This is a genomic window from Chryseobacterium sp. II3a (assembly GCF_057815135.1).
Map to the genome: position 1 here is coordinate 325,051 of NZ_JBYPZJ010000004.1, position 26,990 is coordinate 352,040.

Annotated in this window: 24 protein-coding genes; 6 read left to right on the plus strand and 18 right to left on the minus strand. The window is 34.0% G+C overall.

Translation table 11 applies throughout. From position 1 onward, the window contains the following. Window positions 1-99 precede the first annotated feature (99 nt). Window positions 100-1,092 (minus strand): phosphotransferase, encoded by a 993-nt coding sequence (locus AC3HD6_RS12810; protein WP_488896681.1) that lies wholly within the window; start codon window positions 1,090-1,092, stop codon window positions 100-102. A 198-nt stretch (window positions 1,093-1,290) separates the two neighbouring features. After that, window positions 1,291-1,800, minus strand: a complete 510-nt coding sequence (locus AC3HD6_RS12815) for a dihydrofolate reductase family protein (RefSeq protein ID WP_488896682.1) — start codon at window positions 1,798-1,800, stop codon at window positions 1,291-1,293. A gap of 85 nt (window positions 1,801-1,885) precedes the next feature. Between AC3HD6_RS12815 and AC3HD6_RS12820 the strand changes: the two genes are divergently transcribed. Both AC3HD6_RS12820 and AC3HD6_RS12825 read left to right on the plus strand, forming a co-directional pair. After that, window positions 1,886-2,233, plus strand: coding sequence for a winged helix-turn-helix transcriptional regulator (locus AC3HD6_RS12820; protein ID WP_488896683.1), 348 nt, complete (start codon window positions 1,886-1,888; stop codon window positions 2,231-2,233). Window positions 2,234-2,369: 136 nt separating this feature from the next. Then, complete coding sequence (locus AC3HD6_RS12825; RefSeq protein WP_488896684.1) at window positions 2,370-2,975, plus strand: DUF6624 domain-containing protein; 606 nt, start codon at window positions 2,370-2,372, stop codon at window positions 2,973-2,975. Window positions 2,976-3,272: 297 nt separating this feature from the next. Here the strand turns inward: AC3HD6_RS12825 and AC3HD6_RS12830 are convergent, their stop codons facing one another. The 4 genes from AC3HD6_RS12830 to AC3HD6_RS12845 form a co-directional block, all read right to left on the minus strand. Then, on the minus strand, window positions 3,273-4,301 hold the full coding sequence (locus AC3HD6_RS12830; RefSeq protein ID WP_488896685.1) for a hypothetical protein: 1,029 nt from the start codon (window positions 4,299-4,301) through the stop codon (window positions 3,273-3,275). 425 nt (window positions 4,302-4,726) lie between these two features. Continuing rightward, on the minus strand, window positions 4,727-5,104 hold the full coding sequence (locus AC3HD6_RS12835; protein ID WP_488896686.1) for a hypothetical protein: 378 nt from the start codon (window positions 5,102-5,104) through the stop codon (window positions 4,727-4,729). An 825-nt stretch (window positions 5,105-5,929) separates the two neighbouring features. Beyond that, entirely contained in the window at window positions 5,930-6,856 is a 927-nt protein-coding gene (locus AC3HD6_RS12840; protein ID WP_488896687.1) for a hypothetical protein, read from the minus strand. A gap of 105 nt (window positions 6,857-6,961) precedes the next feature. Next, on the minus strand, window positions 6,962-8,983 hold the full coding sequence (locus AC3HD6_RS12845; protein WP_488896688.1) for a hypothetical protein: 2,022 nt from the start codon (window positions 8,981-8,983) through the stop codon (window positions 6,962-6,964). A gap of 104 nt (window positions 8,984-9,087) precedes the next feature. On the opposite strand from AC3HD6_RS12845, the gene AC3HD6_RS12850 reads away from it, so the two are divergent. After that, window positions 9,088-9,390, plus strand: a complete 303-nt coding sequence (locus tag AC3HD6_RS12850) for a hypothetical protein (protein ID WP_488896689.1) — start codon at window positions 9,088-9,090, stop codon at window positions 9,388-9,390. 18 nt (window positions 9,391-9,408) lie between these two features. Here AC3HD6_RS12850 and AC3HD6_RS12855 read toward each other — a convergent pair whose 3' ends face one another. The 10 genes from AC3HD6_RS12855 to AC3HD6_RS12900 form a co-directional block, all read right to left on the minus strand. Beyond that, on the minus strand, window positions 9,409-10,848 hold the full coding sequence (locus AC3HD6_RS12855; protein ID WP_488896690.1) for a ligand-binding sensor domain-containing protein: 1,440 nt from the start codon (window positions 10,846-10,848) through the stop codon (window positions 9,409-9,411). Window positions 10,849-10,951: 103 nt separating this feature from the next. Next, complete coding sequence (gene groL / locus AC3HD6_RS12860; RefSeq protein ID WP_488896691.1) at window positions 10,952-12,577, minus strand: chaperonin GroEL; 1,626 nt, start codon at window positions 12,575-12,577, stop codon at window positions 10,952-10,954. Window positions 12,578-12,632: 55 nt separating this feature from the next. Further along, window positions 12,633-12,992 carry a four helix bundle protein gene (locus tag AC3HD6_RS12865; protein WP_488896692.1) on the minus strand — a complete coding sequence of 120 codons (360 nt, stop codon included), beginning with the start codon at window positions 12,990-12,992 and terminating at the stop codon, window positions 12,633-12,635. A gap of 34 nt (window positions 12,993-13,026) precedes the next feature. Next, on the minus strand, window positions 13,027-13,305 hold the full coding sequence (locus tag AC3HD6_RS12870; RefSeq protein ID WP_045500963.1) for a co-chaperone GroES: 279 nt from the start codon (window positions 13,303-13,305) through the stop codon (window positions 13,027-13,029). A 180-nt stretch (window positions 13,306-13,485) separates the two neighbouring features. After that, window positions 13,486-13,620: a hypothetical protein gene (locus AC3HD6_RS12875; RefSeq protein ID WP_262484685.1), complete on the minus strand. Its 135-nt coding sequence runs from the start codon at window positions 13,618-13,620 to the stop codon at window positions 13,486-13,488. 486 nt (window positions 13,621-14,106) lie between these two features. Further along, window positions 14,107-14,328 carry a hypothetical protein gene (locus tag AC3HD6_RS12880; RefSeq protein WP_488896693.1) on the minus strand — a complete coding sequence of 74 codons (222 nt, stop codon included), beginning with the start codon at window positions 14,326-14,328 and terminating at the stop codon, window positions 14,107-14,109. Between the two features lie 77 nt (window positions 14,329-14,405). Further along, window positions 14,406-15,128: a DUF3108 domain-containing protein gene (locus tag AC3HD6_RS12885; RefSeq protein WP_488896694.1), complete on the minus strand. Its 723-nt coding sequence runs from the start codon at window positions 15,126-15,128 to the stop codon at window positions 14,406-14,408. An 81-nt stretch (window positions 15,129-15,209) separates the two neighbouring features. Beyond that, window positions 15,210-16,430 carry a cation:dicarboxylate symporter family transporter gene (locus AC3HD6_RS12890; protein WP_488896695.1) on the minus strand — a complete coding sequence of 407 codons (1,221 nt, stop codon included), beginning with the start codon at window positions 16,428-16,430 and terminating at the stop codon, window positions 15,210-15,212. Window positions 16,431-16,522: 92 nt separating this feature from the next. Beyond that, window positions 16,523-17,809, minus strand: coding sequence for a CitMHS family transporter (locus AC3HD6_RS12895; protein ID WP_488896696.1), 1,287 nt, complete (start codon window positions 17,807-17,809; stop codon window positions 16,523-16,525). 18 nt (window positions 17,810-17,827) lie between these two features. Continuing rightward, on the minus strand, window positions 17,828-18,520 hold the full coding sequence (locus AC3HD6_RS12900) for a DUF2490 domain-containing protein (protein ID WP_488896697.1): 693 nt from the start codon (window positions 18,518-18,520) through the stop codon (window positions 17,828-17,830). Window positions 18,521-18,749: 229 nt separating this feature from the next. Between AC3HD6_RS12900 and AC3HD6_RS12905 the strand changes: the two genes are divergently transcribed. Together AC3HD6_RS12905 and AC3HD6_RS12910 are read left to right on the plus strand one after the other, a co-directional pair. Continuing rightward, window positions 18,750-19,778, plus strand: coding sequence for a sensor histidine kinase (locus tag AC3HD6_RS12905; RefSeq protein WP_488896698.1), 1,029 nt, complete (start codon window positions 18,750-18,752; stop codon window positions 19,776-19,778). Continuing rightward, window positions 19,778-20,476: a LytR/AlgR family response regulator transcription factor gene (locus AC3HD6_RS12910; protein WP_488896699.1), complete on the plus strand. Its 699-nt coding sequence runs from the start codon at window positions 19,778-19,780 to the stop codon at window positions 20,474-20,476. The genes AC3HD6_RS12905 and AC3HD6_RS12910 overlap by 1 nt, the downstream gene beginning before the upstream one ends. 99 nt (window positions 20,477-20,575) lie before the next feature. Here the strand turns inward: AC3HD6_RS12910 and AC3HD6_RS12915 are convergent, their stop codons facing one another. After that, window positions 20,576-22,960: a M1 family metallopeptidase gene (locus tag AC3HD6_RS12915; RefSeq protein ID WP_488896700.1), complete on the minus strand. Its 2,385-nt coding sequence runs from the start codon at window positions 22,958-22,960 to the stop codon at window positions 20,576-20,578. A 67-nt stretch (window positions 22,961-23,027) separates the two neighbouring features. After that, on the minus strand, window positions 23,028-23,606 hold the full coding sequence (locus AC3HD6_RS12920) for a HupE/UreJ family protein (protein ID WP_488896701.1): 579 nt from the start codon (window positions 23,604-23,606) through the stop codon (window positions 23,028-23,030). A gap of 150 nt (window positions 23,607-23,756) precedes the next feature. On the opposite strand from AC3HD6_RS12920, the gene AC3HD6_RS12925 reads away from it, so the two are divergent. Continuing rightward, window positions 23,757-26,990 carry a S8/S53 family peptidase gene (locus tag AC3HD6_RS12925; protein WP_488896702.1) on the plus strand — a complete coding sequence of 1,078 codons (3,234 nt, stop codon included), beginning with the start codon at window positions 23,757-23,759 and terminating at the stop codon, window positions 26,988-26,990.

A 26,990-nucleotide genomic window follows, 5' to 3' on the forward strand; every position in this document is an offset into this window, starting at 1 on the left:
ACCTCTGAAATGCATAGGATGTGTTTGGGTAAAAGATATAATTTATATTTGGTTTCACGACTTTTGTTAGCCGTTTGTTATTTTCTCATTGTAGGTTTATTATCCAATCTCAATTTTGTTGCAAATAATCCATCGTTTCAAGTTTCCAACCATTCTTTTAAAATGGTCTTCGTTCATAAAAATATTGGTCCAATAATCAAATCTATCGCACTGTACACTGATATAATAGGTCATAATGGCTAAACAGGCAAAAGGTAAAAACTGTTTTTCTTCAGTACTTATTTCAGTTATCGTTTCGTAACCTTTCAAAAAACTTTCTGCTTTTTCTTGATACTCTTCTTCGTTTAAATGGGTTGTCAGTAACTGAAACAGAAAATAAGAAATATCAAAACATAAATAGCCGTTGCCACAAAAATCAAAATCAAAAAATGTTACTTCATTTTCACCGTCAATGTGCAGATTGTCAAACCAAACATCTAGATGTACACTTCCATATCTCATGTTCTGTTGGTCAATATTGTCAATTTTCAGAGTTAAAAAAGCAGATAGTTTTTCTAAAAATTCAATTTCGCTGGTGTTTCTATTAAAGAATTCTTTTATTCTTAAAACAGGTTTTGTAAGAAGGTTCTGACTATTGTAAGACATTCTTTTGAGTTCAAAACCTTTTGTCGATTGATGAACTTTGGCTAATGCCTGTCCAATGAGAAAACTTGTTTGAGGTGAAAATTTTGCAGTCTTTGCTCCTTTAGCAAATGAAAACAAAACACCAAATCTTTTTCCTTCAGGTGCTTCAATTTCTTGTACATATTCGCTCGATTTGTTGGTAATTGGATAAGCAATCTGTCTGTCATTTTCTTTTAAGTAAACCAATAATCTTAATTCTTCTTCAATTTCTAATTTTGTCCGCCAATTGTGGGTGTAAACTCTGAAAACATATTTCTGTTCGCCATCCTGAACGATATACAAATGATTCATCGCCAATCGGAAAATGCTGCATTCGGTTTTGTCGCTTAGTTTATATTTTTGTTGAATAAGTTGGCCAAGTTCATTGGGGGAAAGGGTACTGTTTATAGTCGGAAATTTCTCTGTCATAAATTCTTGTTTGTCTATAGTTGCGGTTGGCTTTATGATAATGCTAACATCCAAATTTACGCATTGTGTCAATATACAATTGTGTAAAATTTATTTTAGTCCTGTTTGTTACTTGGTAGGGGCTTTATTGGTTTTGCTATTCATATTTTTTCATCCAGAATCATCTAGAATGTATTCACCTTTTTAGCTTATTGTTATTCAGTCTTCTTTGCTTAGATGCAGTTGAATGAAACCATCTTTAAGTGTATATTCTTTATGTTTAAATTTTGAGTTCAGTTCACTGTTGTTTCCTAAAACACCTCCAACTCCTGTGATGAGTGGATGAATATTAAAATAAATGTCCGTTACCAAATCTTTGTCTATAAAAGCATTAAAGGCACTTGTTCCACCGCCAACTGCCATTTCGTGCCAGCCTTTTTCTGACATATATTCAATAGCTTCTTCGGGACTTTTCACAGTCTTATAGTCTTTTGATGGGTAAGATTTTTCAGAGAGTATGACGATTTCTATTCCGTTGAAATGGTCTTTGACATCCTGTGGGAAGGTTAGAAAATTTTCAAAGGTTTTAAAGCCTATGACGAGGTTTCCCACTTTTTTTGCGAATGTTAAATAAAACTCCATCGCTTCTGATGGTAGCTGATGGTGTGGATTGTCGGATAATAATACTTTACCATTAGCTGAAATGTTGGCAATTACTGTTACTTTCATTTTTAATTTTTTTACCGTGTAAAATTATCTGAAAGAAACTTTACCTTTACTATCCGTTACCTTTTGGAAAGTAACTATTGTATGTATGAGTACTAAAAAAAATGACATCAGTAAAGAACAAATATTGGCCCTTAAAGATGCCATTGAATTGTTGGGCGGCAAGTGGAAATTCTGTATTCTGCATAATTTATATCATCACAAAACAATGCGGTTCAAAGATTTGCAGGAAATAGCTCAGGGAATAAGTCCAAAAGTTTTATCCAAAGTGCTGCAGGAGCTGGAAGATAATTTACTGATCACCCGAACGGTTAATAACACCAAACCTGTTACCGTTTCGTATGCACTTACCACACACGCCAAAGAAACTGAAGAGGTTGTCAATGCTTTAATTAATTTTGGGTTGAAGCATAGAAAGAAAATAAAGGAGAAGTGATTTTTATATCATTAAGAAGCTGAGTTTATATCAGATCATTTTTTTTGATTTTGATGGCTCTATTTTTTCTTATTTTTACAATTAATTTTTAACCAAAAATGGTCAATCTATTTTGAATTATGACACAAAAATAGAAATGAAAATAAAAAAAATATTATTTAGCATATTAACCGCTCTTGTTGTAATGATATCAATATTCCTTTATATGAATAGGGATAAATTTGTCTATGTAGGTTCAGTAGATATTATTGAAGTCGATTGCAGCAAAAAAAAACAAATCTTGAGCGAAGTTTTAGAAAGTGACCAAAGGATTAGAAAATCAAATGAACTCATCAAATACGCTAAAGAAGATCACAGGAATCAGGAATTAGTGATTAGCATTATTGAAAAGTGTGGTATGCCGACATTAAAGGAGGTGGATCAAAAACACATGGATGCAATCTGGTTGGGTCTGCAACATAGTACTAAAGAAATCAGAAAAAAGTATTTTCCACAAATAGAGAAAGTGGTAAAAAATGGAGACTTATCTAAACAGCAATATGCATTGATGAAAGATAGGATGTTAATGGACGAAGGAAAACCCCAAATATATGGTTCACAAATAGAAAATGGTAAATTGTATCAATTAGAAAATCCTGAAACGGTAAACGAAAGAAGAAAAGAAATGGGATTGGAACCAATAGAGGATTATTTAAAGTATTTTAATATTCAGTTCAATCCGAATTTACAACACAACATGTAATCACGTAGACGACTTTGCTCTCCGAAGTCTCCTGACTTTGGAGCCTTTTTTTATGGTCTATTTTTATGTTATCGGCGCAAAGTCGGGAGACTGTGCGTAGCGGGGATTCCTAGGTATTGAAAAACCAAAACCACTCTTTTCAGAACGGTTTTGGTATTCGTTGGGTTGCCAGTCAATATATCATTTTCAGGCATCCCATTATTTCTGGATCAACTGCTCCATCAAGATCTGGTGTTGGAGTATGTTTGAAGGTGCTTATGCCGTCTAAAATATAGCGCGATATAATACTGGTTTATCTTATTTCAAGAATTTAAGACAACCTTTATTCACTGCTTTTCCACCGCCTCGTATGGAGGTCGCTACATCATCGTTTACAACTGCCTCTTCATATTTTGAACCATTATATTCTTTGTGGAATGTGTAATAATTATACCATACCTCGTCTCCTTTTTTCGAAACCACAGCTGCATCATAAGCTTTTCTAAGGATCACACCAGTGTGTTCTTGTCTGATGATCTTCATTTCATTGCTGGTCAAGATTACTTTGAATGCATTAGGGGCACCGTCCTTATAGAATTTTTTTATAGCCTTAAGTGTTTCTGCTTCCATCTTTCCATCCTTGATGGCTGCTTTTGGAAAACAATCGGATTCATTGAATTTTATTTCTTTGGGTACAATGACTTCAATTTCACCTGTAGCTACCGGTTTATACTGAAATTCGGAACCACTCCCAAAGGTCTTTAAAGGAATCTGTACTATCTTTAGTGTATGCTTCCCTGGGGTCAATAAGTCTTGTCTACCCAACAATTCCTGAAAAGGAATTTCTCCCACCCATAGGGTTTCCGTGCCGTCGTTGAGGCTATGTTTCATTGATAAGGTTTTCTTTGTTACATCCTCTCCATTTAAATATTCATCTCTCCCTGAAGACGCTATGAACTGACCATCAAAATAAAGGTTTGATATTAATCTGGTCTGGGAATCAAAAGAATCTTTCCATCCATTCATGTCCTTGGTCTTCATGCCGCTTTCTACCAATTGCAATAATATACTGTTTGAAATAGAGTGCTCATAGAATCCTCGGAGAAATAATTTGTCACCTAAGGTAAATGTTGTTATATATGCTGAAGCGGGAAGTGTTCGTTCAGTTTTAGTATTGGAAAACAAAACTTTTCCAACATTCTTTTTGTAGATTTCATTGAAGGCTTCAGGTAATTTTTCTTCCTCAAAAAGTTGAAGCTTTGCTTTTTCCTTTTCAATTTTTTTTAAATCCTGGGCCTTACTTGCCAACGAGAATGTTAAAAAAGTCATTAGAATGATTTTCTTCATGGTTTATTTAAGTTTTATATGGTTATTTATTTTTTTTTTACTAAAAGGTATCAAATTTACATATATTTTTGATTTTATTGCTATTTATGTGTTAATTTTTCATAAAACATCATGTTTTTTTGTAACGATTGGTGTGCTGGCGGTAATATTGGCTAAAGCTTGGTGGTGGTCAATTGAAAAAGATAATATGCAGTCATAAGAAATCCGAAGTTGGTAGGCTTCGGATGATTTTATTTTATGGGTGCAAAACTAGAAGGTTTTATGTAAAAGGACATTCCTTATATTTTCCCTTTTCTTTCAACAATAAGGTAAGCTGCATCCAGCATTTTAATCAGATGAATATATGGGTTTATCATATTCCTTTCCGGAAGCTTATCATAGATGCCCATTGAGAAATAGACCATCCCGGAAATAAAATAATCAAATTACTTAACACTGTATTCTTTGAAAGCTTTTTTAAAGGCCAGCAGCGGATTTTGATATTCTTTCTCTGTAAGTAAGCCAAGAACCAATGATGAAACATCTTCCAACTGAGTATTGATAAACAATTTCTTTTCCTTCAGCATTAAACAGTAGCCTGCACGGATAAATGACTGCATTGCCTGATGAAAGTGATAAATGACAGAAGGTTCTTCTTTTATCCAGCTATTTCTTTTAAGGGCATAGCTCATAATGGTGTTTAAAAGCTCTTTGGTGGCTGTTAGATCATTGAGTTGAAAAAATGTTTCCATCTGCTGTAAGCCACAAAGCTTCTTCCGGCCTTTCCCAAGCCGGAATTGAAAGTCTGTTCTGTTTTTTTTCATGAGTATGTATTTTATGGGTGATGTTTTTTAATAATTTTTTTTAATGGCTATATACAATTTTACATTACTGTCATTCTGACGAAGGAGGAATCTCATAATAGGGCTTAGATTCTTCATTTCACTTCGTTACATTCAGAATGACAGAGTCATAATAATAAGATAACCGCGTTAGTGCAAGATTGTATGTAATTACCTTTTTTAAACCATTAAGAGTTTTTAAGCCATTAAGAATAGTTAAGATCATAGCTGAAACTATATATTCAGCAGGCTGCTTCATCCATCTTTGAGGGATCTTAACTTATCTTATTCTCTTCATTTTTCTTAATGGTCTTAATTTTTTGTTTTTTATTGTACGATTTTACTGGCCGTATAGGAGAAGTCCTGAACTTCCTTTCTATACAAGCCGTAGAATTTGTGTTTTTCTAAAAGCCCGAAAGCCGCAATGGATTGTACACCCCATTGTACCGTATCATGATACTTTATTTGGTAAAGCAGGCTTAGAAAAAGATGATTGTAGAAAAGCAGAACAACATGAAAATAAAAATGGCATGAGACTCTACAATATCTGTAATAGGGGCACTGGTATACCTTGAGACAGATAAGGAGAGCTCACGCCTAGGTCGTGAGCTTCCTGCTTATCTTCTTGTCTCTTAAAATTACCAGTTTTCTATTACAAGATTCTAAGCAATAGCTTCTATATTTCTTTGAAGTATCGCAAAATTACTCTAATGAGTAATCTTTTCCAAATATAAGAAATTTTCATTTTGTTATAAGATCTTGTAACAAAATTTGTAAAAAAAATTACGCCCTTTGTATAAAGTGCTACTAAATGGACATTTTACAAGATGAAATACTAAAAAAATTTGGAGAACACGTCAAAGATTTAAGACTTAAATCTGGGCTTACCCAAGATGATGTCGTTCTAAATAGTTCCAAAATTACTAAAGGTACAGTAAGCGATATAGAAAATGGAAAAAGAAACTTTGCATTTACTACATTAATTGATTTGGCTAGAGGTCTAAATGTATCACCTAAAGATTTATTGGATTTTAAAATTGAGTAGAAATCCTGCCGAAAGTGAGGATTTGTATAACCTATTATATAATAGAATAAAAAATTTGAAAATAAATTTTTAATATATTGAAATAAAAGATTAGCATTTTCTGGAGTAACTTTCAATTGTATGATTATACTAATAATTGTTCCAACAAATAGATTCGTCCAATCAAATTTACCTAAATCAATAGCCAAATCAGTAATTCTCTTTAGTTCATTTCTAATTTCATTTCGTTGTTCAATCAGCATTGGGATATGAGAAATGTTTTCAAATAAAATTGACATCTTATCTTGCAATTCAAGATATTCACGAGCTGAAAATTTTGAATTATCGGCAATTGCAGACTCCTTAAACTTAATTATTTGTGAATTAAATGCTTCCCATAAGTTTGACTCTGATATTTCTTGATGTAAAAATAATAACCACTTGGCAAAATGTATTTTAATCGTCTCAAAAGATATATTGTTTGTCACTTCTAAAAATTTATTATCACCTGGTGAATAATTAGCGTAACAAGAATTGTAATATTCAGAATCTTCAAAAATTTTGAAATAATAATTGTTATCAAAACTTATTTTTGTTTTCCAGTTACCCTTTAATTCATTTTCTTCTATTTGAAATTGATTGGGTTGAAAATGATTATTATTTTCAATTATTTTGAAAAGCTCATTTTTTTGTATGTTTAGTAATCTCATTTTTTAATGTTGAATTTTATTGGATTTTAGCTTTTTTCTTAATTCAAAGTCTCAAAGTCAGGAGATTTTATACAGCAAGGTTAGAAGAAATTATAAAAATTTACTTCATTTAGATTCTAGTATTTTTTTTATTTGTTCAAACTTTTCTTTCTCAATATTTAATTTTTTAATAGATTCTATTACATCTGGTTTAGGATTAATTAAGGTTAAAATAGATAATTCATCTTTTTGAGACATAAAAGGTTCGTACAATTTGTGAAATGTTTTTCCCAATGCACCTTGAAACATAATTAGATTTGGGTTGTTTTCTTTTTTTGCCCCATTTTTTAATGTATGTTTTGAAGCTATTCCTGGATATGGATCAATAAAATAAATATTTTTAATTCCAAGTTGAAAAGCTTTTTTACTACACAGCTCACAAGGGCTTGCTGTGGTAAATAAATATCCATTTTTTAATTTGTTACCACCATATTTAGAGATTTGCATCATTGCATTCTCTTCTGCATGTAAAGATCTAGTATGTACTTGATTTTTTTCATTTTCAAAACTATTGTGAAATGTTTTAAAACAAAAAGAACAGTTTCTTCCATTAAGATTATTAAATGTAGCGGAAGATGTAATTTTACTTGTTTTTTGTTTAAAAGTTTCGCCATCACGGTATGTTAAATCATTAATACTCGCTTCTAATCCATCTTCTCTGTTAGTTCTATAATTTCCAATTTCAAAGTCACTAAAGTGGTGTTGATTTTTATTTTCTACTAAATCTTTTATATTCCTTAGAGAGCAAGGAATTTGTCCTTGTGCAACATCATTCCAACCAATTGATTTAACAGAATAATTTTCATCGGTTATAACTGCTCCTACTTGACGGGATATACATCCTGAATTATATTTAGCATTATATGCAATTTGCATGGTTCTTTCAATTGCAGTTGGTGTAACAATACCAGGTTGATGAATAAGTGCAATTAATTTCATCAATTGGACATCTAAATTTAAATATTTATATCTAGAATCATGTGTTATATTGTCACATTCTTTACATTCTTCATAACTACCTTTTCTATGATTAGAAAAAAAGATATGATAATCACTTTTTTGGATGCAGTTTTCAATATCGGGATAAACAAACAATCCTTTATTAACATCATTACCTTTATATTCACTATCATCTAATAGTAATATTTTTTTTAAATGTTCTTTTGCTTCAGTCTTTGAGTATCCAAATTTTTCTATTATAGTTTTTAACTCTTGATTTCTTTCTGATAGATTTTTCTTAACTGCTAACATATAGAAAGCTGCAAATTTTTCTTTAAAAAAAGATAATTCAAGCGAATTCTTCAATGAGTCAATAACTATTTTGCATTGTTTAGGATTTTTATATCTCCAAATTTTAATAATTTTATTTATAGTTATTGCAACTGTATAAATATTATCTAAACTTGTTGTTGTCTCATCTAAAATTAAATTTTTTACTGTCTTATAGCTTCTTAAATGATTTGCTATGTCATGGATTAGACGTGTTTTTTTTGTTATATTATATAAGTGGAGGAAACCGTAAAACTCAAAAGCAAAATTTTCAAAAGAATCAAATAATAATTTACAGTAATCTTCATTAGCTCTATTAGCATCAAGCAAATCATGAAGATTTGTTATTTGTGAATCTGAAATGTCTTTTTTTAATCTTTCAATAACTAAAGTATGTTTTTTAAATATCTTAATTATATCCGAACTAATTGATGAGTCCTCTTGGGGGTCAAATCTATTTTCATAGCCAACATGTTTCCCAATTTCAGTGGAACTTCCATTTTGGAAGAAAAATTCTAAAAATTTCTTAGAAGGATTTTCATTTAATAGTGACTCAAAAATTAAATGAAGAAATAAAACATGTTCATAGTTTATAATCTTAAATCCTTTCCAATTAAGTTTTAGATAGTTATCACAAATATTGATTTTTATTTGTTCAGGATCAACTAAATTATCTCTATTTATATTAGAAGGGAATTCAAGTTGGTAATCATTACTTGTTAATGTTTTAGCTACAGTAGAACAACCTGAAGCAATTCTTCCAGTCAGTCCAATTATTGTAAAATCTTTTCTTAAGTGATAAAGTTCTTCTAGATTCATAGTTATTAATAGTTATGGAATGATACCACATAAGTCTCAAATATAAGAAACTTTATAATAAAAGCTAACGGAATAATGATATGGTTGTTTTTTTGTCATAATCAATGAGTTATCTATCTGTTCCTTTTATATTTGCAATGTTTTATACTAAGTTAAAATACTTTATTAATTCTTCCTTACGGGAAACCATAAAAACAAAAAAACCGCCCTATAAAAAGCAGAACGGTTTATATATTAAATTTGTCTTAGCGACTCGCTATTACATCATTCCTGGCATTCCACCACCCATTGGCATAGCTGGTTCAGCGCTCTTCACTTCAGTGATTACACATTCAGTTGTAAGAAGCATTCCAGATACAGAAGCTGCGTTTTCAAGGGCAACTCTTGTTACTTTAGTTGGGCAATGATTTTTTGTTCGCAGATGTTTATTTATTAAGTTTGATTACTCCGGCATAAGTTGCAATCCAGATTGAACCATCTTTGTCTTTTGTTATTCTTTCGCAATGAACACTTGGAATATTTGAGTTTTCATTGGTGTAAGTTTCCCATTTTTTTGAGTTTGTGTCATAACTTAAAACACCAACTCCATTTAATGTGATCCATAACAAATTGCTTTCTTCATCTAAATAAAAATCATTGATTGAATTTTTACTGAACATTTTAGGATTTGAATGATTTATTCTTGTCCATCTTTGTTGTAAATCTAATACATAAATCCCAGCATCATCTGATTTATCGTTGTATAAGTCAAACCATAAATTTCCCTTTTTATCTTCATAGATTTTTGAGATGTACGCTTTTGATAAAGGTGAATTTTTATCGTTTAATAATTTCGTTATACCGTTTTCAATCATTACGTTTCCTTCAAATGTTCCAATCCAGATTCTATCTTTTTTGTCTACATAAACACCAAGGGTTTTGTCAGTTGGCAGATTTGAATTTTGCTTATTAATTACGGCCCAATTCTTTCCGTCAAACTTTGCTATGCCATCCCAAGAAGTAAACCAGACATTATTGGAGTGGTCAACAAATATTTTTCTTGCCCAATTGATAGGAGAATTTATTGAGTCGTATTTTGTCCAGTTTTTATTGTCATATTTGTAAACATCGTAACCAGCAACAAACCACTTATTGTTATTTTTGTCAACTTCTAAATCCCGTACTGATACAGTTTCATTTTTATTATAAGGAGGAGAGGAGATTAATGTGTTTTTTGAGTTAAAATGTTCCCATTTTCCATTATTAATTTTTACAATTCCATTATCTGTTCCAATCCAAATATTATTATCCAAATCATTGGCAACAGCTCTTGTCATATCCCAGGGTAGCTCTGAGTTTTGCTGAGTGAATACAGTCCAGTCTTTTGACAGTTTTTCTTTATCTGTTCCTTTTATATCAGGAGTTCCAATAGATTTTGCATTGGATTGATTTTTAAAATCAAAGACTCTACGCTTTGCCGAAAAGTTGCCGTTTTCAAATTCAAAAATTAATGAAACTGAGCTATTTGTTTTTTTATTTTCTGAAATCGCAGGTTCCCAATTTGATATTGAGTTTATAGCATCCTGTAAACCTAATTTTTTTGAGGAGATATTAGTTTGGTTTAATGAACTTAGAAGGCAAGGTTTTCCATCTTTGTCAATTAAAATTTGTACTTCAATTTTTCCTGCTATTTTACTCAAACTATTTTTATCAAATTTATTCAGCAGTTCATTTATTATTGAGTTTTCAGGTTTGGCTTTAGTTTCACCACAGTCAAGACAAAAGGAGCCTAAATTGCAATTTTTATATTTTTCAGGATAAAGATGTTGGGCATAGCTTAATGCTAAATTAAAGAAGGTCAATAATAAAAGTATAATTCTTTTCATTTGATTATTTTCATATATCATAGTTACTCATCAAATATAATAAAAAAACCGCTCCACAAAAGCAGAGCGGTTTATATATTAAATTTGTCTTAGCGGCTTGCTACTACATCATTCCTGGCATTCCACCACCCATTGGCATAGCTGGTTCAGCGCTCTTTACTTCAGTGATCACACATTCAGTTGTTAAAAGCATTCCAGATACAGAAGCTGCATTTTCAAGAGCAACTCTTGTTACTTTAGTTGGGTCAATGATTCCTGCTTCAAGCATGTTTACATACTCGTCAGTTTTAGCATTGTATCCGAAGTCTCCTGTTCCTTCTGCTACCTTAGCAACGATTACAGAACCTTCACCACCTGCGTTAGCAACGATTTGTCTTAATGGCTCCTCGATCGCTCTCTTAACGATTTTGATCCCTGTAGTTTCATCAGAATTGATTCCTGTAAGGTTATCTAAAGCTGAAATTGCTCTTACTAAAGCAACACCACCACCTGCAACGATACCTTCTTCAACAGCAGCTCTAGTTGCGTGTAATGCATCATCTACTCTGTCTTTTTTCTCTTTCATTTCTACTTCAGAAGCAGCACCTACGTAAAGTACAGCAACACCACCAGCTAACTTAGCTAATCTTTCCTGAAGTTTTTCTCTGTCGTAGTCAGAAGTTGTAGTTTCCATCTGAGCTTTGATCTGAGCTACTCTTCCTTTGATTTTCGCTTCGTCACCACCACCGTTTACAACCGTTGTGTTGTCTTTGTCGATCGTTACTTTCTCAGCAGTTCCAAGCATATCTAAAGAGATGTTTTCCATAGTGAAACCTTGCTCTTCAGAAATCACCTGTCCACCTGTAAGGATCGCGATATCTTCTAACATTGCTTTTCTTCTGTCTCCGAATCCTGGAGCTTTTACAGCAGCAATTTTAAGAGAACCTCTTAGTTTGTTTACTACCAAAGTAGCTAAAGCTTCACCTTCAACTTCTTCAGAAATAATTAATAGAGACTTACCACCTTGTGCAATTGGCTCAAGAACTGGCAATAATTCTTTCATTGAAGAAATTTTCTTCTCTACTAAAAGGATATATGGGTTTTCTAGTTCAGCTAACATTTTCTCAGGGTTAGTCACGAAGTATGGTGACTGGTATCCTCTGTCGAACTGCATACCTTCTACAACATCTACAGTTGTATCGATACCTTTAGCTTCTTCTACAGTGATTACCCCTTCTTTTCCAACTTTTCCGAAAGCTTCAGCGATTAAAGCACCGATAGTTTCGTCGTTGTTAGCAGATACAGAAGCAACTTGCTTTACTTTATCTGTAGAATCTCCAACAGCCTGAGACTGTGTTTTAAGGTTTTCAACAACTGCAGTTACTGCCTTGTCGATCCCTCTTTTAAGATCCATTGGGTTAGCACCTGCCGCTACGTTCTTAAGACCTTCTCTTACGATAGCCTGTGCTAAAACAGTAGCGGTAGTAGTACCATCTCCTGCGATATCATTAGTTTTGGAAGCTACTTCTTTTACCATTTGAGCTCCCATGTTTTCTACTTTATCTTCAAGTTCGATTTCTTTTGCTACAGAAACACCATCCTTAGTTACGTGTGGAGCACCGAAAGATTTTTCGATTACCACATTTCTTCCTTTAGGACCCAAAGTTACTTTTACTGCATTTGCCAATGCATCTACACCTCTCTTTAGAGCGTCTCTTGATTCAATATCGAATTTTATTTCTTTTGCCATAATTTTTTAGCTTTAGGCTATAGGCTTTAAGCAATAAGCTTTTTACCTTTAGCAATTAATTATTATTTAATAATTTTTTTCTAAGTTGTATAAGTTTTTGTCTGGTTAAATTCAGTGTAGCATTAAGGTCTGTTATTTTATCTTCAGAAGTAAAACCTAAATCACAAGAAAGTAAAAGAAGATATTCAGTTTCATTGGTTGAACCTATACTTATTTCTAAAAATCTTGCAAATTCTTTGTCTGTGGATCTTCCACAACCTTCTGCGATATTTGTAGGAATAGAAACTGCCGCTCTTCTTATTTGAGAAGTAAGGCCAAAAAGTTCTGATTTTGGAAAATTTTCAGAAATAATATAAATTTCTTTTAGCAATTGATGGGCAATTTTCCAAGTGTCATATTTTTTGTAGTCTCTCATTGCTTACTGCTTACAGCTTGATGCCTACTGCATTTTACCCGATGATTCCCAATAAATCAGCTTCTTTTACAATTAAGTAATCTTTACCTTCTAACTTCAATTCAGAACCTGAATATTTTCCATAAAGAACTTTGTCACCTACCTGAACAGTTGTAGGTTCGTCTTTTTTACCAGGACCTACTGCCACTACAGTACCTTCTTGCGGCTTTTCCTTTGCAGTGTCCGGGATGATAATACCTGAAGCTGTTTTAGTTTCTGCTGCGATTGGCTCTACCAGAACTCTGTCTGCCAATGGTTTAAAGTTTACTGACATAATATATTTATTTTTTAATTATTTCTGACTAGTAATTCTCTAAATGTATGCCATGAGAGGGTGGTGGCTGAAATGGCAGACTTTTATGCCGGAATGTGAAAATTTGGCAGAAAAATAAAAAACAGAAAGCCGGAAATTTCCGGCTTTTATTTTTGGTGTTTAATTTTTATGGATCCTGTTTTATGGGCAATATTGTCCTGGTCCGATCCATAAAATACATTGTCCTTTGTAATTGTACTCGCAGCAAAAGCGTCCTGCTGCACCGCCGTTGATTGATTTCTGAGCATCTCTGCTTAGTAATTTTGCATTTTTCATAGTTAATAATATTTAATTTGTTTACTTCCTGAACGTTTAAAGTCAATCAGGATTTTGACATTTGGTGTTAAAAAGTAGATCAAAGATAAGTTTTTTCTACAATATGTGATATATTTTAAAAGTATTTTTTGAATTAATAAGTTGGTTATCAGTTGATAGGTGTTCTTTTAGTCATTTTTTTATAGTGCTAAATGATAAGCCTTGTTGATACCTTAGAATATAAAAGAGCAAAAGCCGGAAATTTTCCGGCTTTAATATTATTGGTTATCTTAAAACTGATCTATGGACAATATTGTCCAGGTCCAATCCACAAGATAAAATTACCATTTCTGTCTTTTTCACAGCATTTGATTTTGGCTGTAACAATTCCTCCGCAAAAAACTTTTTGGGCATCTCTGTTTAATGGTTTTGCATTTTTCATTGATCATGATGTTTAATTTATACGATCTCCAAGTCTTTTCATTGTACTAAGAAAATATTTTTATTCTATGGACAAAATTGCCCCGGCCCGATCCAACGGATACATTTCATATTGTCATCGTAATCACAACAAACAAGTTTGGCTGCCAATGATCCTCCATGAATGGATTTCTGAGCATCTCTGTTTAATAATTTTGCATTTTTCATAAATAATACCTTTGTTTTTCTGGTTCCTGAACATTTAATGTCAATCAGGCTTTTTGACAATTGGTGTTTTATTTGATTCAAAGGTAAATGTTTTTAATACAGATTGTTAAGTTGTTTGTAGACAGGGAAATGTTATTGATATTTTGAATATCTGCTTTTTATGAGGTTGTTTCTATAAACATTTTTCTACCACTCATATCCATTTCCTGTTTCACAATTTTTCTTGTTACAGCATCAATATAGTAGGTGGTGGTAGTGGTTTTGTTACTGATATCATCATTTGTTTTCACAATCCAGACCGGTTTTCCTTTATATTCTGACTTTTGGGTATCCAGAATATAAGCTTTCATCATTCCTTTTTTCTCGGATTTTGGGTTGTAGTCAAAAATAGAAATTTCGGCAGAATAGTGTTCTTTTAATGGAAGAAATCTTATTAGCATCGCATAACTGCTGCTGTCAAAATATAGGGTTGCAGGTATATCAATATTATCTTTTTCCTGCGACTTTTTATCCAGATAATATCCAGTCACTTTATCTTTACCGGATTTTAGAACCATATCTCGCATAGAGTTGTAAGAAGAATGATATTCCGGGGTGAAGTTTGAGGTTTTTACAATCGTAGAATCTGTCCATTGAGCATCAGGAGCTTGTTTCATTTTCACTGTTGTTTTGATAAGAAGATCTGTTTTGTTCAGCTTTTTGATTTCTGTAATAATACTTCCGATTTCTATTTTTGTACCGGCATTTTCTGCATACCATACAGATTCTGATGTTTCATCTTTGACCCATTTAGAATTGATCTGTACATTTTCTGGGGTAAGAAGCTGCTGTGAAAAAAGATTCAAGCTGCTTACTAATAAAAGGAATAAGAATGTTTTCATGATCTTTTTATTAGTTAGTTGTTCTGAAATTCAAAAAGTTACAAGATTGGGTGAATTTTGAAAAATAATTTTTAAACACCATTAGACAGAAACCTTTTTACTTTTCTGCTGTTGATTAATCTTTGAAATAATAGCTCCGGAAACGGCAATTCCTATAAAGTTGGTTACCGATCTGGCTTCATTCATAAAACGATCCACACTATAAAGAAGTGCAATATCTGTCAACGGAATTTTTCCGAATCTGTTCAGTGTGAAAATAAGTGCCAAAAATCCGGATCCTGGAACACCGGAAGCAGTTTTTGAAGTAATAGATATGATGATGAAAAGCCACAGATAATCGTTGAAGTTTAAAGAGATCGTATAAAACTGAACCAGAAAGCAACAGGTCACAGAAAGATAGATACATGCTCCGGCAAGGTTAAAATTATATCCTAAAGGAATAATAAACCTTAAGATTTTCCTGCTGTATCCTTCAGATTCCATTTTCTCAAAAATGAGAGGAAAGGCTGTTTTAGAAGATGAGGTGCTGACCACCAGGATAATTTCTTCTTTGATGTTCAGTAAAAATTTCCAAAGATTAAATTTGAAGAGCCAAGAAACAACCCCAAGAATTCCAAAAATGAAAACAATATCGGCAATATATACCGTGGCAACTACCTTACTCAAAGGGAGAAGGGTATTGATGCCATATACGGCAACACCATAGGCGATATTGCAGAAAATAATGAGGGGAAGAATGATGTAAAGGTACTTAATGATCGTATAAAATATATTCACTCCCTGATCCAATATATTCAGAAATTTTTCTTTTTTTGATGAAAGATTCATGGCAATACCAATCACTATTGAGAGGAAAAGAAAAATACCATGCCTGTTGAGATAGATAAGATTGGGGAGATTATCATTTTTGATTTCAAATGTCTTGGGTAAAGATGTATTGATCCTGGTAATGTCAATTCCTGTGTCTGAGCCGGGCTGCATAATTAATCCAAACGCAAAACCTACTATAATGGCGGCTGAAGTGATCACCAAAAAATATAAAATAGTCTGCCATACAATATTACGGGCATTTTTGAGCTCAGACAGCTGGCTGATTCCATAGGCAACTGCCATAAATATAACAGGAAGGATCAGGGTTTCCAGGATCATGAAAAAATACCGGCTCACCACTCCCAGTCTTATACTTTCCTCAGGAAGGTAATGGCCGGCCAATACTCCTCCTATCATTGCTGTAAATACATACAATGTAAGATTTTTAAGATATTTTCCGGTAAATGTTTTCTGAGGTTGTAAAGGGTTCATCGGGAAAAATAAGCTGTTTTTTTTACAAAACAAGTTTTAAGCTGTATTATTATTTCTGAAGTTGAAGATACTCATTATTCATTAAATTCTTATCATATGGTTCCGAGAAGTAATGCTCCTAAAAGCATGATAATTGATGATCCAATTGCCCATTTTAAAGTATATTTCAGGTGATCGGAATATTCTACGCCTGCTAATGATACCAACAGATACGTGGAAGGAACCAATGGGCTTAATAAGTGCGATGCCTGACCAACAAGACTTGCCCGTCCTAATATTTCAGGAGCAATATCCAGCTGACGTCCTGTTGCCTCAATAATTGGAAGTATTCCAAAATAATAGGCATCATTTGTGAGAAAGAAAGTAAGAGGAACACTGAAAATGGCTGTAATAATATTCAGATAACTGCCCCAGCTTTTGGGAACAATATCTATCATGCTATTTCCCATAGCCTGCATGATGCCGGTTCCATTAAGAATCCCGGTAAAGATTCCTGCTCCAAAGATCATTCCTGCCACAGACAATGCGTTTCCGGCATGTTTTGAAATAATTTTCTGCTGATCTTTAAGTTTAGGGTAATTGATGACAGAGGCGATACAAAAGGCAATCATAAAAGCTATACCTAATGGAACAATATCTAATATCATCACCGTTAACAGAACTAGAGTCAAAATTAAATTCACCCAGATCAGTTTTGGACGGAGAAGCTGAGGATCAGATTCTCCGGCAATGTCTCCGGTACTGTATTTTGTATACTTCCCATATTTTGCGATGCTTTTTTTTTCTTTTTTCCCCAGGATGTAGGCCACAAATATGACCCAGATGATGCCTAAAGCCATAATAGGAATCATAGGCACAAAAATTTCGGTGTGTCCTAGTTTTAAGGAACTCATAACCCTTGCTGTAGGGCCTCCCCAAGGTAAGATGTTCATAATTCCTCCAGCAAGCATGATAATACAAGTAAGGGTAAGAGGATTCATTCCCTGCTTTTTATATAAAGGAAGCATGGCTGCTACAACAATAATATATGTGGAAGAGCCATCACCGTCCAGAGAAACCAATGTGGTAAGAATAGCGGTTCCGATGGTTGTTTTGACAGGATTGTCTCCAACTGCTTTTAGAATAAGGTTGACTAAAGGCTCAAAAAGCCCCGTGTCTATCATTAAACTGAAATAAAGAATGGCAAAGATAAGCATAACCCCTGTAAGGGCTATTTCCTTGACTCCATTCTTCATCATTTCTCCTAACTGAGGTCCGAAACCAGCTAAAAATGCGATGGCTACAGGGATAATAACTAATGCGGTAAGAGGAGTCATCTTTTTATTCATGATAAGCACCATAAAGATGATGATCATCAAAAATCCAAGGAATGTAAGCATAGGTGGTTGTATTTGAGGTTATTTATTTTTATTTTTTCTCCAGTCAAAATTGTTTCGATAGCCGATATAGGCATAGTTACTGGTAGATCCGGTTTCCAGCTGGTTGATAAAAGCAACTTCTATGGCTGAGTTTTTCCCTGTTTTTATTCCTATCCCAGCTGTTAAACGGTTGCTGTCAAATGTTTCTTCTTTGCTGGCATTCATTCTGATTTCATTTTTCAGAATACCATAAAGCCTTTCTTTCTCCCCGGCTTTATTGAAGGGGATTCTTAAAGAAATAAGATAGCGCAGCCTTACGATAAATTCATTCGGATTACTGATGAACCGTTCCTCCACACGAAACCGATGAGAAATAGAAGTTCTTCCGATATTACCACCCAGGCTTACCTGCTGGAAAGGTCTTTTTTCATACCTTTCTTTTTTGGAGTTATCAGATTTGTAAGAGTCCAGAATAAGAAACATGGCTCCTACAGCAGGTCTTACTTCAGGAGCTACCTCGTAGTCTACATAAGCCGAAACCAGAAAGAGCCTGGTATCATAGGCGAGGTCAAAAGACCTGTATTGGGAAAGGGCTGTCAATGTACTTTTGTCTGTAAGTTTTGCAGACATGAGGTACTGGAACCACATATTATAACTGTCCCGGCTTTGAGCCATAACAAATTGACTTGCACCTAGTAGAAAAAAGGTGATTAATGATAATTTAACTTTCATGTAAAACTGAATTAATATCCTGCTTTTTCAAATATATTTATAAGAAGGAGCCGTGAAATTATTTTTCAATCAATAGCAGTTTTTATCAGTAAACTGCAATCCGGGGAGAAAAAGGTCTTATATTTGGAAGATTGAAAATTGGATATTTTAGATGTTTTTTATTATAAATATTGTATTTATATTATTGATTTTTAGGGTTTTACTTAGTGGTAAGATTTTAAAGAGACTGATGGAATATCATTGGGGGTTTTTGCTGAAGTTTCAGCATATTTTCTTCTTTTTCTTCTTCTTTATCATCACTTTTTTCACCGAAAATTACTTTTTGGATGTTCCGGAGCTCATCTGGTCTGTATTATTTGTGATTATTTTTAATGTTGGGATTTACTATCTGGTCTATTTTTATCTTGTCCCCAGGTTTTATCTTTCCAATAAGTATCCTGAATTTATTCTGTATGCATTCATTTGTTTTTTAGTATCAAGTCTTTTTAGAATTTTGCTGGAACCTGCTGTGTTTCATATGAAATTTAATGAAACCCTTTCCAATACAAAATTCCTTTATAATGTCTATACCGCCCAGGGAATTGTAATACTGGTGGCGTCATTTCTGGGAATCACGAAGGATAAATTTCTGATCGAGCAGGACTTTAAAAACTTAGGGGAAGAAAAAGAGCAGCTGTATCTTGATCTTTTAAAATCGAAACTAAACCCTCATTTTTTGTTGAATACTCTTAATAATATTTATTCCAAAAGTTTTAATCCGTCTGAGAAAACATCTGAATCTATCCTTCAGTTAAGCCGCTTGCTGCAGTACGTTATTTATGATACCAATAAGGAGAAAGTTACGCTTATGCAGGAGTTTTCAACGATTAAATCATTGATTGGACTTTACCAGCTAAAGTATAATAACCTATTGGATATTAATTTTGAAATAAAAGATGAAGAAACCCTGGAACTTATTGAAGTACCGCCATCCGTTTGTCTTACTTTATTTGAAAATGCTTTAAAACATTCAGCAGTAGGGATTGAAGAGGATAGCTTTATTAAGGTGTCTTACAAAATACAGGATCAGGAATTATTATTTGAAATTGAAAATTCTGTAGCCAAGAACCGGGAGCTAGTGAATAACTTTAATGATAATGGATTTGGAAATGAAGCAGTCATCAGCATTCTGGAAAAATATTATCCTGAAAGATTTACTTTTATATCGGAAGCGGCTGAGAATAATACATACGAAACTACTTTAAAAATAAAACTATAATGGCTAACCTGACTATCGTAGGAGTGGATGATGAATATCCCGCGTTAGAACTTATCCGGCACTATTGTGATCAGATAGAAGATGTAGACTTGCTGGAGATATTTCAGAACCCGGAAGAGGCACTGCAATATTTACAGAGGAATAGAGTAGATCTTGTTATTCTGGATATTAATATGCCTTATATGAATGGGATTGACCTTTTACTTAAGCTTCCCTATAAACCATTATGTATATTTCTTACATTGGAAACTCAGTATGCTGTAAAAGCTTTTGAGTTGGATGTTGTGCATTATCTGGTGAAACCTGTAGATTTTGAAACATTTAAAAGAGCAGTCTATAAAGCAAAAGACTTTTTACAGTTTAAGCAATCTGCGGAAGATAGAAAACAGGAAGATTTCATTATGTTTAAATCTAATTATATCATGAATAAAGTCCTTCTTCAGGATATCAAGTGGATTCAAGGGTTTGGGGAATATATCATTTTGATCACCCATTTGAAAAAATATATGATCCTGGAACGGATGTCCAATTTTGAAGAAAATTTTCATAATTTAGGATTTATCAGAATTCATAAATCTTATATTGTCCTTTCTTCTCATATCAGTTCATATGATTCAAATACGATTTATCTGAAAGGAGGAGAGCAGCTCCCATTGGGAAGAACTTACAAAAAACATCTGAAAGAATATTTAGGTTAAAATGTAGAAATTAAACTTTAAAAGATTCCTAACGTAAAAAATAAAAAGCTCACTGATTCAGTGAGCTTTTCAATTATTGATTGCTTACAACTATGCCTTTTAGATTTTTCCTGCTGCCTGCATAGGATTTACTTTTCCATTAGAGCTTCCTCTTACAGAACCTCCTTCCTGTTTCTGTTTGAAGAGCTGGAATTTTGAAGTCTCACCACCTGCACCATTGCTGGTCCATAAGTTATTGTTTGTATCAATATCAGCGGTTTCTCTCATTGGATCTAGCTGAATTGATTTCAATTTTTTGTCAAAATAATACGTCTTGGAAACTTTTTGTTCATTCAGTCTCCAGATCTGTGCAGATGATTTATCATATAATTTTGAACCATCTTCAAAAGTAAATTCAAGGATAATTGGCATGACCAGTCCACCTTTGTTCAAAAAGTCAATCTGATAAGCCGTAATGTTTTTGAATTTTTCTTTATCCTTAGCATCCAAAGGAAGAGTAGCATCTACTTTAGAGGTATATTCTTTTGTATTTACTTTTTCCTGGCCTCTATCATATCGATAGTAGAAGTCTTGGGCCTCTTTATCCTTATCAACATAGAAAGTGATGTTCTTATCTTCTCTATTTCTGATTTTCGACAGGTCTTCAAAACTATTTACTAGTGGTTTGTCCACCTGGTATTTTATTTCTTCAGCTGCTTTGGGATTCGTTTCTAGGTTAGGAGTGGCTACTGTGACTTTATCAATCGCAATATCTACGGGATCAGTTCCGTAGAACCATCCTCTCCAGAACCAGTCAAGGTCTTCACCGCTGGCATCTTCCATGGTACGGAAAAGATCTGCAGGTTCAGGGTGTTTGAAAGCCCATCTTTTTGCATAAGTTTTGAAAGCTTTATCAAAAAGTTCTCTTCCCATAATGGTCTCACGAAGAATATTCAATCCGGTTGCAGGTTTTGAATAGGCATTCGGGCCATACTGAACAATATTTTCAGAATTGCTCATGATAGGTTCAAGCTGATCTTTTGGAAGTTTCATATAATCTACGATTGTCCATGCCGGACCCCTTTTAGATGGAAACTTATTATCCCATTTTTCTTCTGTAAGATACTCTGTGAAAGTATTCAGGCCTTCATCCATCCATGCCCATTGTCTTTCATCAGAATTGATGATCATGGGGAAGAAGTTGTGACCTACTTCATGAATAATGACTCCGATCATTCCATTTTTAGTTCCTTCAGAATAGGTTCCATCTTTTTCTGTTCTTCCGAAGTTGAAACAGATCATAGGATATTCCATTCCGTTGGCTGCTTCTACGGATTGCGCTACTGGATATGGATAAGGAATGGTAAATTCTGAATAGGTTTTAATGGTATGAGCCACTGCTTTTGTAGAAAACTTTCTGTAAAGTCCATAAGATTCTTTAGGATAGAAACTCATGGCCATTACCTTATTGTTATTTTCAGGAATGGTAACACGCATGCCGTCCCAAACGAATTTTCTGGAAGATGTCCACGCAAAATCTCTTACGTCATTTGCTTCAAAAATCCATGTCTTTCTTTGTTTTGAATGATTCTTTTCTGCCTTTTTAGCTTCATCTAAGGTTACAATTTCTATAGGCTCAGAAGCATTTTCAGCTTTTTTGTATCTTGAAAGTTGATCAGCAGTTAATACCTGATCATAATTTTTACATTCCCCGGTTCCTCCTACAACATGGTCTGCCGGTACATTCATAGACACTTTAAAATTCCCGAACACTAGCGCAAATTCACCTCTCCCAGTAAACTGATGATTTTGCCAACCCTGGAAATCACTGTATACACACATTCTTGGATACCACTGTGCCATAGTGTAGAGGTCATTGCCATCTTCAGGGAAATTTTCATAGCCACCACGGCCGCCCATTTTGATTCTGTTTCCGATATTGTAATTCCAGTCTACTTTGAAAATGAATTTTTCTCCTTTTTTCAATGCTTTTGGAAGATCAATACGCATCATCGTTTTATTGACCGTATATTTTAAAGGAGTACCTGAAGCATCAGTTACTTTTTCAAGTACAACTCCGTAGCCATTATCCTTTACAGGAAGTTCAGTCACTTTAAGCTGCTGATCTGTTGTTGATGGACGAAGTACTGAAGACGTGTCATAACCTGCATTTCTTATACTAGAATGTTCGTTTTCATCCAATTGAAGCCAGATATAATCCAGTTCATCAGGTGAATAATTATAGTAAGTAACCGTTTCCGAACCTTTCAGATTTCTTTTATCTTCGTCAAGATAAGCGGTAATGTTGTAATCGGCCCTGTTTTGCCAATACGCATGTCCTGGTGCTCCGGAAGCCGTTCTGTAAATATTGGGTGTGGGTAGAATAGTTCCCAGCTGCTCAAACTTGTTTCCATGATTGCTGCCTGGGTTATTCTGAATATTTTGTGCGGTGAAACCTGTATATGCAAATACAGAAAGTGAAAGTATACCAACTTTTAGTTTCATAACCGAAATGATTTAATAATGATCAAAGATAGTAATAAGCGGTTGAAATAATGAAAATATTTCACATTTAGAAAGGAATTCTTTCTAATGTCATTTTTAAAGATAAAGCAAAGACTCCTGATGAGACAAAAAGAATCCAATCCTTCTTATTCACTTTAAAAATAGTGAGAAGAATAAATAAAAGGATTAGGATGGCAGTTACAATAACGATTTGTCCCAGTTCCAGACCGATATTAAACCCCAATAATGGTATAGCAATACTTTGACTTTTAGCAATCATCACCCTTGCTGTATTGGCAAAACCCATCCCATGAACCAGTCCAAAAATCAGAGCGAGGTAGTAATTAGCCCGCATTAATGTTTGTTTCTGGTTTTTCATAATAATATTATCCAGAGAAGTCAGCACAATGGTCAATGGAATTAAAAACTCAACCCAATCAGAAGGAACTCTGAAAACATCAAGAATGCTTAATGCTAATGTGATGGAATGTCCAATAGTAAATGCGGTTACAAGGATCAGAATTTTTTTCCAGTCACTATAAGAGTATACAGCAATTAGTGCTAAGACAAATAACTGATGGTCTAAGGCATCAAGGGAGATAATATGTTCCCATCCAAGGTTTAAATAAAATAGAAAATCCTGCATTTGATAATAGATTACTTGTTTTTTGATATTATGTTAAAGTAAGTGAATTGTATCGGATGTGTATAATTTTTATATGTATTAATTATTAATGTTTTTAATTATTATCATTAAAAATAAAAATTGTATAATTGTATTGCTAAAAAAAATAGAATGGATATTAAAAAACTACTTTTTACAAAAGTAAACATTTCGTATGGAGGAGCGAAGCTTCTTAGAAATGCTACAGCAGCTTTCCTAGGTCTGTATTCGTATGGGTTTTATGGTCAGGTACAAAAGCTTGATTCAAGGTTTGATTATTTATTGAAAAATAAAGAGAGCCTGAATAGAGGAAACGTTTTAAAAGATTTGGAACGTGAGGACATGAAATTGGATAAGCATTTGGTTGTTACCTCTAAAGGGGCGCAAACAATGTATTCATGTATTATTTATACCAAAACTCCTGAAAGACTTAAAGCTGACGGGTTTTTAGTACAGAGCCAGCTGCCTACTTTTTCAACAGCATTGGTGAGTCTTGAAGATATTGAGAGATTAATGGAGCTTCCTTATGTGACCTCTGTGATGGGGCCTACATTTGATGAGCTTCATAATGATGTAAGTAGAGCTCAATCTGGAGCAAGCCTTTTACAGGATGGCGTTTTTAATAATACAGCATATAACGGAACAGGAATTCTTGTAGGAATTTATGATACGGGAATAGACTGGAAGCATCCTGATTTCAGAAAAGTTGCTGATCAGACTAAAAGTAGAATTGTTTCCATCTGGGATCAGACTTTAACTCCTCAAGGGGCTGAAGTTTCTCCTACAGGATTTACAACCGGTGTAGAATATACAAGAGCACAGATTGAAGATGAATTGGATGGTACACCAGCTAATTTCGTCCGCGAAAATGATACTAATGGACATGGTACCCACGTATCAGGAACAGCTGCAGGAAGTGGGGCAGGTTTTGCCGATAGAAGACATAAAGGATTTTCTTCTGAAGCAGATATTGTTTTTGTAAAAGGAGGAAATGGATCTTTTCCAACGACGAATACCATCAATGCATTAACTTATTTCAAGAACGTAGCTACAGCTTTAAATAAACCAATCGTAGTCAATATGAGTATTGGTGGACAGGGAAGCGCCCATGATGGTACATCTTCTCATGAAGTAGCTGTTGATAACTTTACGTCATCGGGACCTGGAAGAGTTGTGGTTATATCTGCGGGTAATGATTATGGCCCAAAAATTCACAGAAAAGTAGATATAGAACCAGGTGGTGTACAATCTTATACTTTTACAGTTAGTAGCAATACCTCTGCGGCTTCAATATTTAGCTTTCTAATGTATGCTAATGATAATACAGAAGTTACAGCAAAATTAACAGCTCCAGATGGTCAGCAATATACACAGAATGTGAGCACCAATACCACTCATAGTATATTAGGAGGAGGACTTACTGCTACTATGTATAATTATTGGGGGAATGATAATAATAAACGTTATGTTCAGTTAGTAGTAAGTAGAGTTTCAGGATCTACAACCAACTCTCAAGGAGTATATACTTTGGAAATTACCAACAACGGAACTCAAACTATCAATACCCATGGCTGGCTTTATAGTCAGGGAGTGGGAACTACCTTGACAAACGGAGATAACGAATTTATTGTAGGATCTCCGGGGAATGCAACAAGTGCCATTACAGTAGCTTCCTATTTGGGTAGAGTAACTTGGTTGAGCCCACTAGGTGGATACGGATATGGTAATACTCCACAGGAAACAATTTCTTCTTTTAGCTCACAAGGACCAAGAGTAGATAATTTTCAGAAACCTGATATTACAGGCTCCGGGCAGGCTGTAATATCTTCAAGATCTAGCAGTTCTGCGCCAGCTGATACAGATGTTATTGCAAATACAAACTATTATGTGATGAATCAGGGGACGAGTATGTCATCTCCTGGAATCGCTGGAGCTGTAGGTTTATTGCTTCAGGCCAATCCAGCCTTGACAGCAGCACAGGTTAAAGCTCGTCTTACTTCTAATGCGCGAAAAGATGGAGCAACAGGAAATGTTCCTAATCCAAGATGGGGATATGGAAAGTTAGATATTTATAAAGCGGTAACTTCTGAAGTGGGATGTGTAGCATCTAATTTTGAGACTGTTACTTATGATGAACCTTATATTACTGTGAATGCAGAAGCTAATACTACTTTTAGCAATGCGGCATTGGCGGTTCGTTATACACCAACATTAACGGGTAAATTAGGAGGTGTCTCATTTACAACAGGTTCAGGAGTGATTCCTGCTAATCAGGCAGTGGATATTCAAGTAAGAAAAGTAAACGCTAATGGTGATCCTGGAGATATTGTAGGTACAAAAACTATTACATCATGGGATACTAACATACAGAGATTTACTTGGAATTATGTTGATTTATCCAGCTTAAATATTCAGGCGGTAACAGGAAAAGATTTCTATATCGTGGTTAACGGGATAGGAGGAACTGTAGCGATGAAAAATGAAGCTACTGCAGTAAGTGGACGTAGTAAAACATCAACGGATGGTACAACCTGGGCTACAAGAACCTTTGATCTTAAAATGAGAGCTACTGTTTACGAAGATGTAGCCGAGGTGAAAAACCTGGCGACGGCTAATCAGACAAAAGCAAGTACTGTAGCTGCTGGGTATAATTATTTTACCAATGCTTGTCAATTGATTTCAAGAGTGGAAAAAGAAACAGCAAGTACTGTAACTGGAAATATCACCTCAAAAGTATGGGTTGATAATGTACAGCCTAATTACGTTGCGAGAAGATATGAAATTAATCCAGCTACGGATGCTGCTACCGCTACAGGAAAAGTAACATTATACTTTAAGCAGGCTGATTTCGATGCTTATAATTTAACAAGTGGTACTAAGCTTCCTACATCACCTACTGATGATGCTAATAAATTTAACCTAGTTGTTGAAAAATACACAGGAACAAGTGCAGGAAATGTGGGGACTGTAGCTTCTTATGGAGGTACACCTACTGTTATTACTCCTAATGTTGCGGATATTGTTTGGAATAATACTTATCAGTACTGGGAAGTAAGCTTCCAGACTTCAGGTTTCGGTGGATATTTTGTTAAAACAAATGCTACTTTAGGAACAGGAGAAGTAACGAAACAGAATGCGGGAGTAAATATTACCCCAAACCCTGCTAAAGATGTTGTAAATATCTCATTGGGCAGCTATTCTAAAGGTACATTAACTATTTATGATGCTTCAGGAAAACTGATTAAAACAGAGGCTATGAACTCTAGTTCAAACAGAATGGATGTTTCATCATTGGTAAAAGGAGTATATATGTTTACGATTAAACTAAATGATACTACAGTTACTAAAAAAGTGGTTAAAGAATAA

What these genes read in the sequence shown, in the direction of transcription:
- AC3HD6_RS12810 (WP_488896681.1), bottom strand. Translation starts at nt 1,092, where the DNA reads ATGACAGAGAAATTTCCGACTATAAACAGTACCCTTTCCCCCAATGAA.
- AC3HD6_RS12815 (WP_488896682.1), bottom strand. Translation starts at nt 1,800, where the DNA reads ATGAAAGTAACAGTAATTGCCAACATTTCAGCTAATGGTAAAGTATTA.
- AC3HD6_RS12820 (WP_488896683.1), top strand. Translation starts at nt 1,886, where the DNA reads ATGAGTACTAAAAAAAATGACATCAGTAAAGAACAAATATTGGCCCTT.
- AC3HD6_RS12825 (WP_488896684.1), top strand. Translation starts at nt 2,370, where the DNA reads ATGAAAATAAAAAAAATATTATTTAGCATATTAACCGCTCTTGTTGTA.
- AC3HD6_RS12830 (WP_488896685.1), bottom strand. Translation starts at nt 4,301, where the DNA reads ATGAAGAAAATCATTCTAATGACTTTTTTAACATTCTCGTTGGCAAGT.
- AC3HD6_RS12835 (WP_488896686.1), bottom strand. Translation starts at nt 5,104, where the DNA reads ATGAAAAAAAACAGAACAGACTTTCAATTCCGGCTTGGGAAAGGCCGG.
- AC3HD6_RS12840 (WP_488896687.1), bottom strand. Translation starts at nt 6,856, where the DNA reads ATGAGATTACTAAACATACAAAAAAATGAGCTTTTCAAAATAATTGAA.
- AC3HD6_RS12845 (WP_488896688.1), bottom strand. Translation starts at nt 8,983, where the DNA reads ATGAATCTAGAAGAACTTTATCACTTAAGAAAAGATTTTACAATAATT.
- AC3HD6_RS12850 (WP_488896689.1), top strand. Translation starts at nt 9,088, where the DNA reads ATGAGTTATCTATCTGTTCCTTTTATATTTGCAATGTTTTATACTAAG.
- AC3HD6_RS12855 (WP_488896690.1), bottom strand. Translation starts at nt 10,848, where the DNA reads ATGAAAAGAATTATACTTTTATTATTGACCTTCTTTAATTTAGCATTA.
- groL (WP_488896691.1), bottom strand. Translation starts at nt 12,577, where the DNA reads ATGGCAAAAGAAATAAAATTCGATATTGAATCAAGAGACGCTCTAAAG.
- AC3HD6_RS12865 (WP_488896692.1), bottom strand. Translation starts at nt 12,992, where the DNA reads ATGAGAGACTACAAAAAATATGACACTTGGAAAATTGCCCATCAATTG.
- AC3HD6_RS12870 (WP_045500963.1), bottom strand. Translation starts at nt 13,305, where the DNA reads ATGTCAGTAAACTTTAAACCATTGGCAGACAGAGTTCTGGTAGAGCCA.
- AC3HD6_RS12875 (WP_262484685.1), bottom strand. Translation starts at nt 13,620, where the DNA reads ATGAAAAATGCAAAATTACTAAGCAGAGATGCTCAGAAATCAATCAAC.
- AC3HD6_RS12885 (WP_488896694.1), bottom strand. Translation starts at nt 15,128, where the DNA reads ATGAAAACATTCTTATTCCTTTTATTAGTAAGCAGCTTGAATCTTTTT.
- AC3HD6_RS12890 (WP_488896695.1), bottom strand. Translation starts at nt 16,430, where the DNA reads ATGAACCCTTTACAACCTCAGAAAACATTTACCGGAAAATATCTTAAA.
- AC3HD6_RS12895 (WP_488896696.1), bottom strand. Translation starts at nt 17,809, where the DNA reads ATGCTTACATTCCTTGGATTTTTGATGATCATCATCTTTATGGTGCTT.
- AC3HD6_RS12900 (WP_488896697.1), bottom strand. Translation starts at nt 18,520, where the DNA reads ATGAAAGTTAAATTATCATTAATCACCTTTTTTCTACTAGGTGCAAGT.
- AC3HD6_RS12905 (WP_488896698.1), top strand. Translation starts at nt 18,750, where the DNA reads ATGGAATATCATTGGGGGTTTTTGCTGAAGTTTCAGCATATTTTCTTC.
- AC3HD6_RS12910 (WP_488896699.1), top strand. Translation starts at nt 19,778, where the DNA reads ATGGCTAACCTGACTATCGTAGGAGTGGATGATGAATATCCCGCGTTA.
- AC3HD6_RS12915 (WP_488896700.1), bottom strand. Translation starts at nt 22,960, where the DNA reads ATGAAACTAAAAGTTGGTATACTTTCACTTTCTGTATTTGCATATACA.
- AC3HD6_RS12920 (WP_488896701.1), bottom strand. Translation starts at nt 23,606, where the DNA reads ATGCAGGATTTTCTATTTTATTTAAACCTTGGATGGGAACATATTATC.
- AC3HD6_RS12925 (WP_488896702.1), top strand. Translation starts at nt 23,757, where the DNA reads ATGGATATTAAAAAACTACTTTTTACAAAAGTAAACATTTCGTATGGA.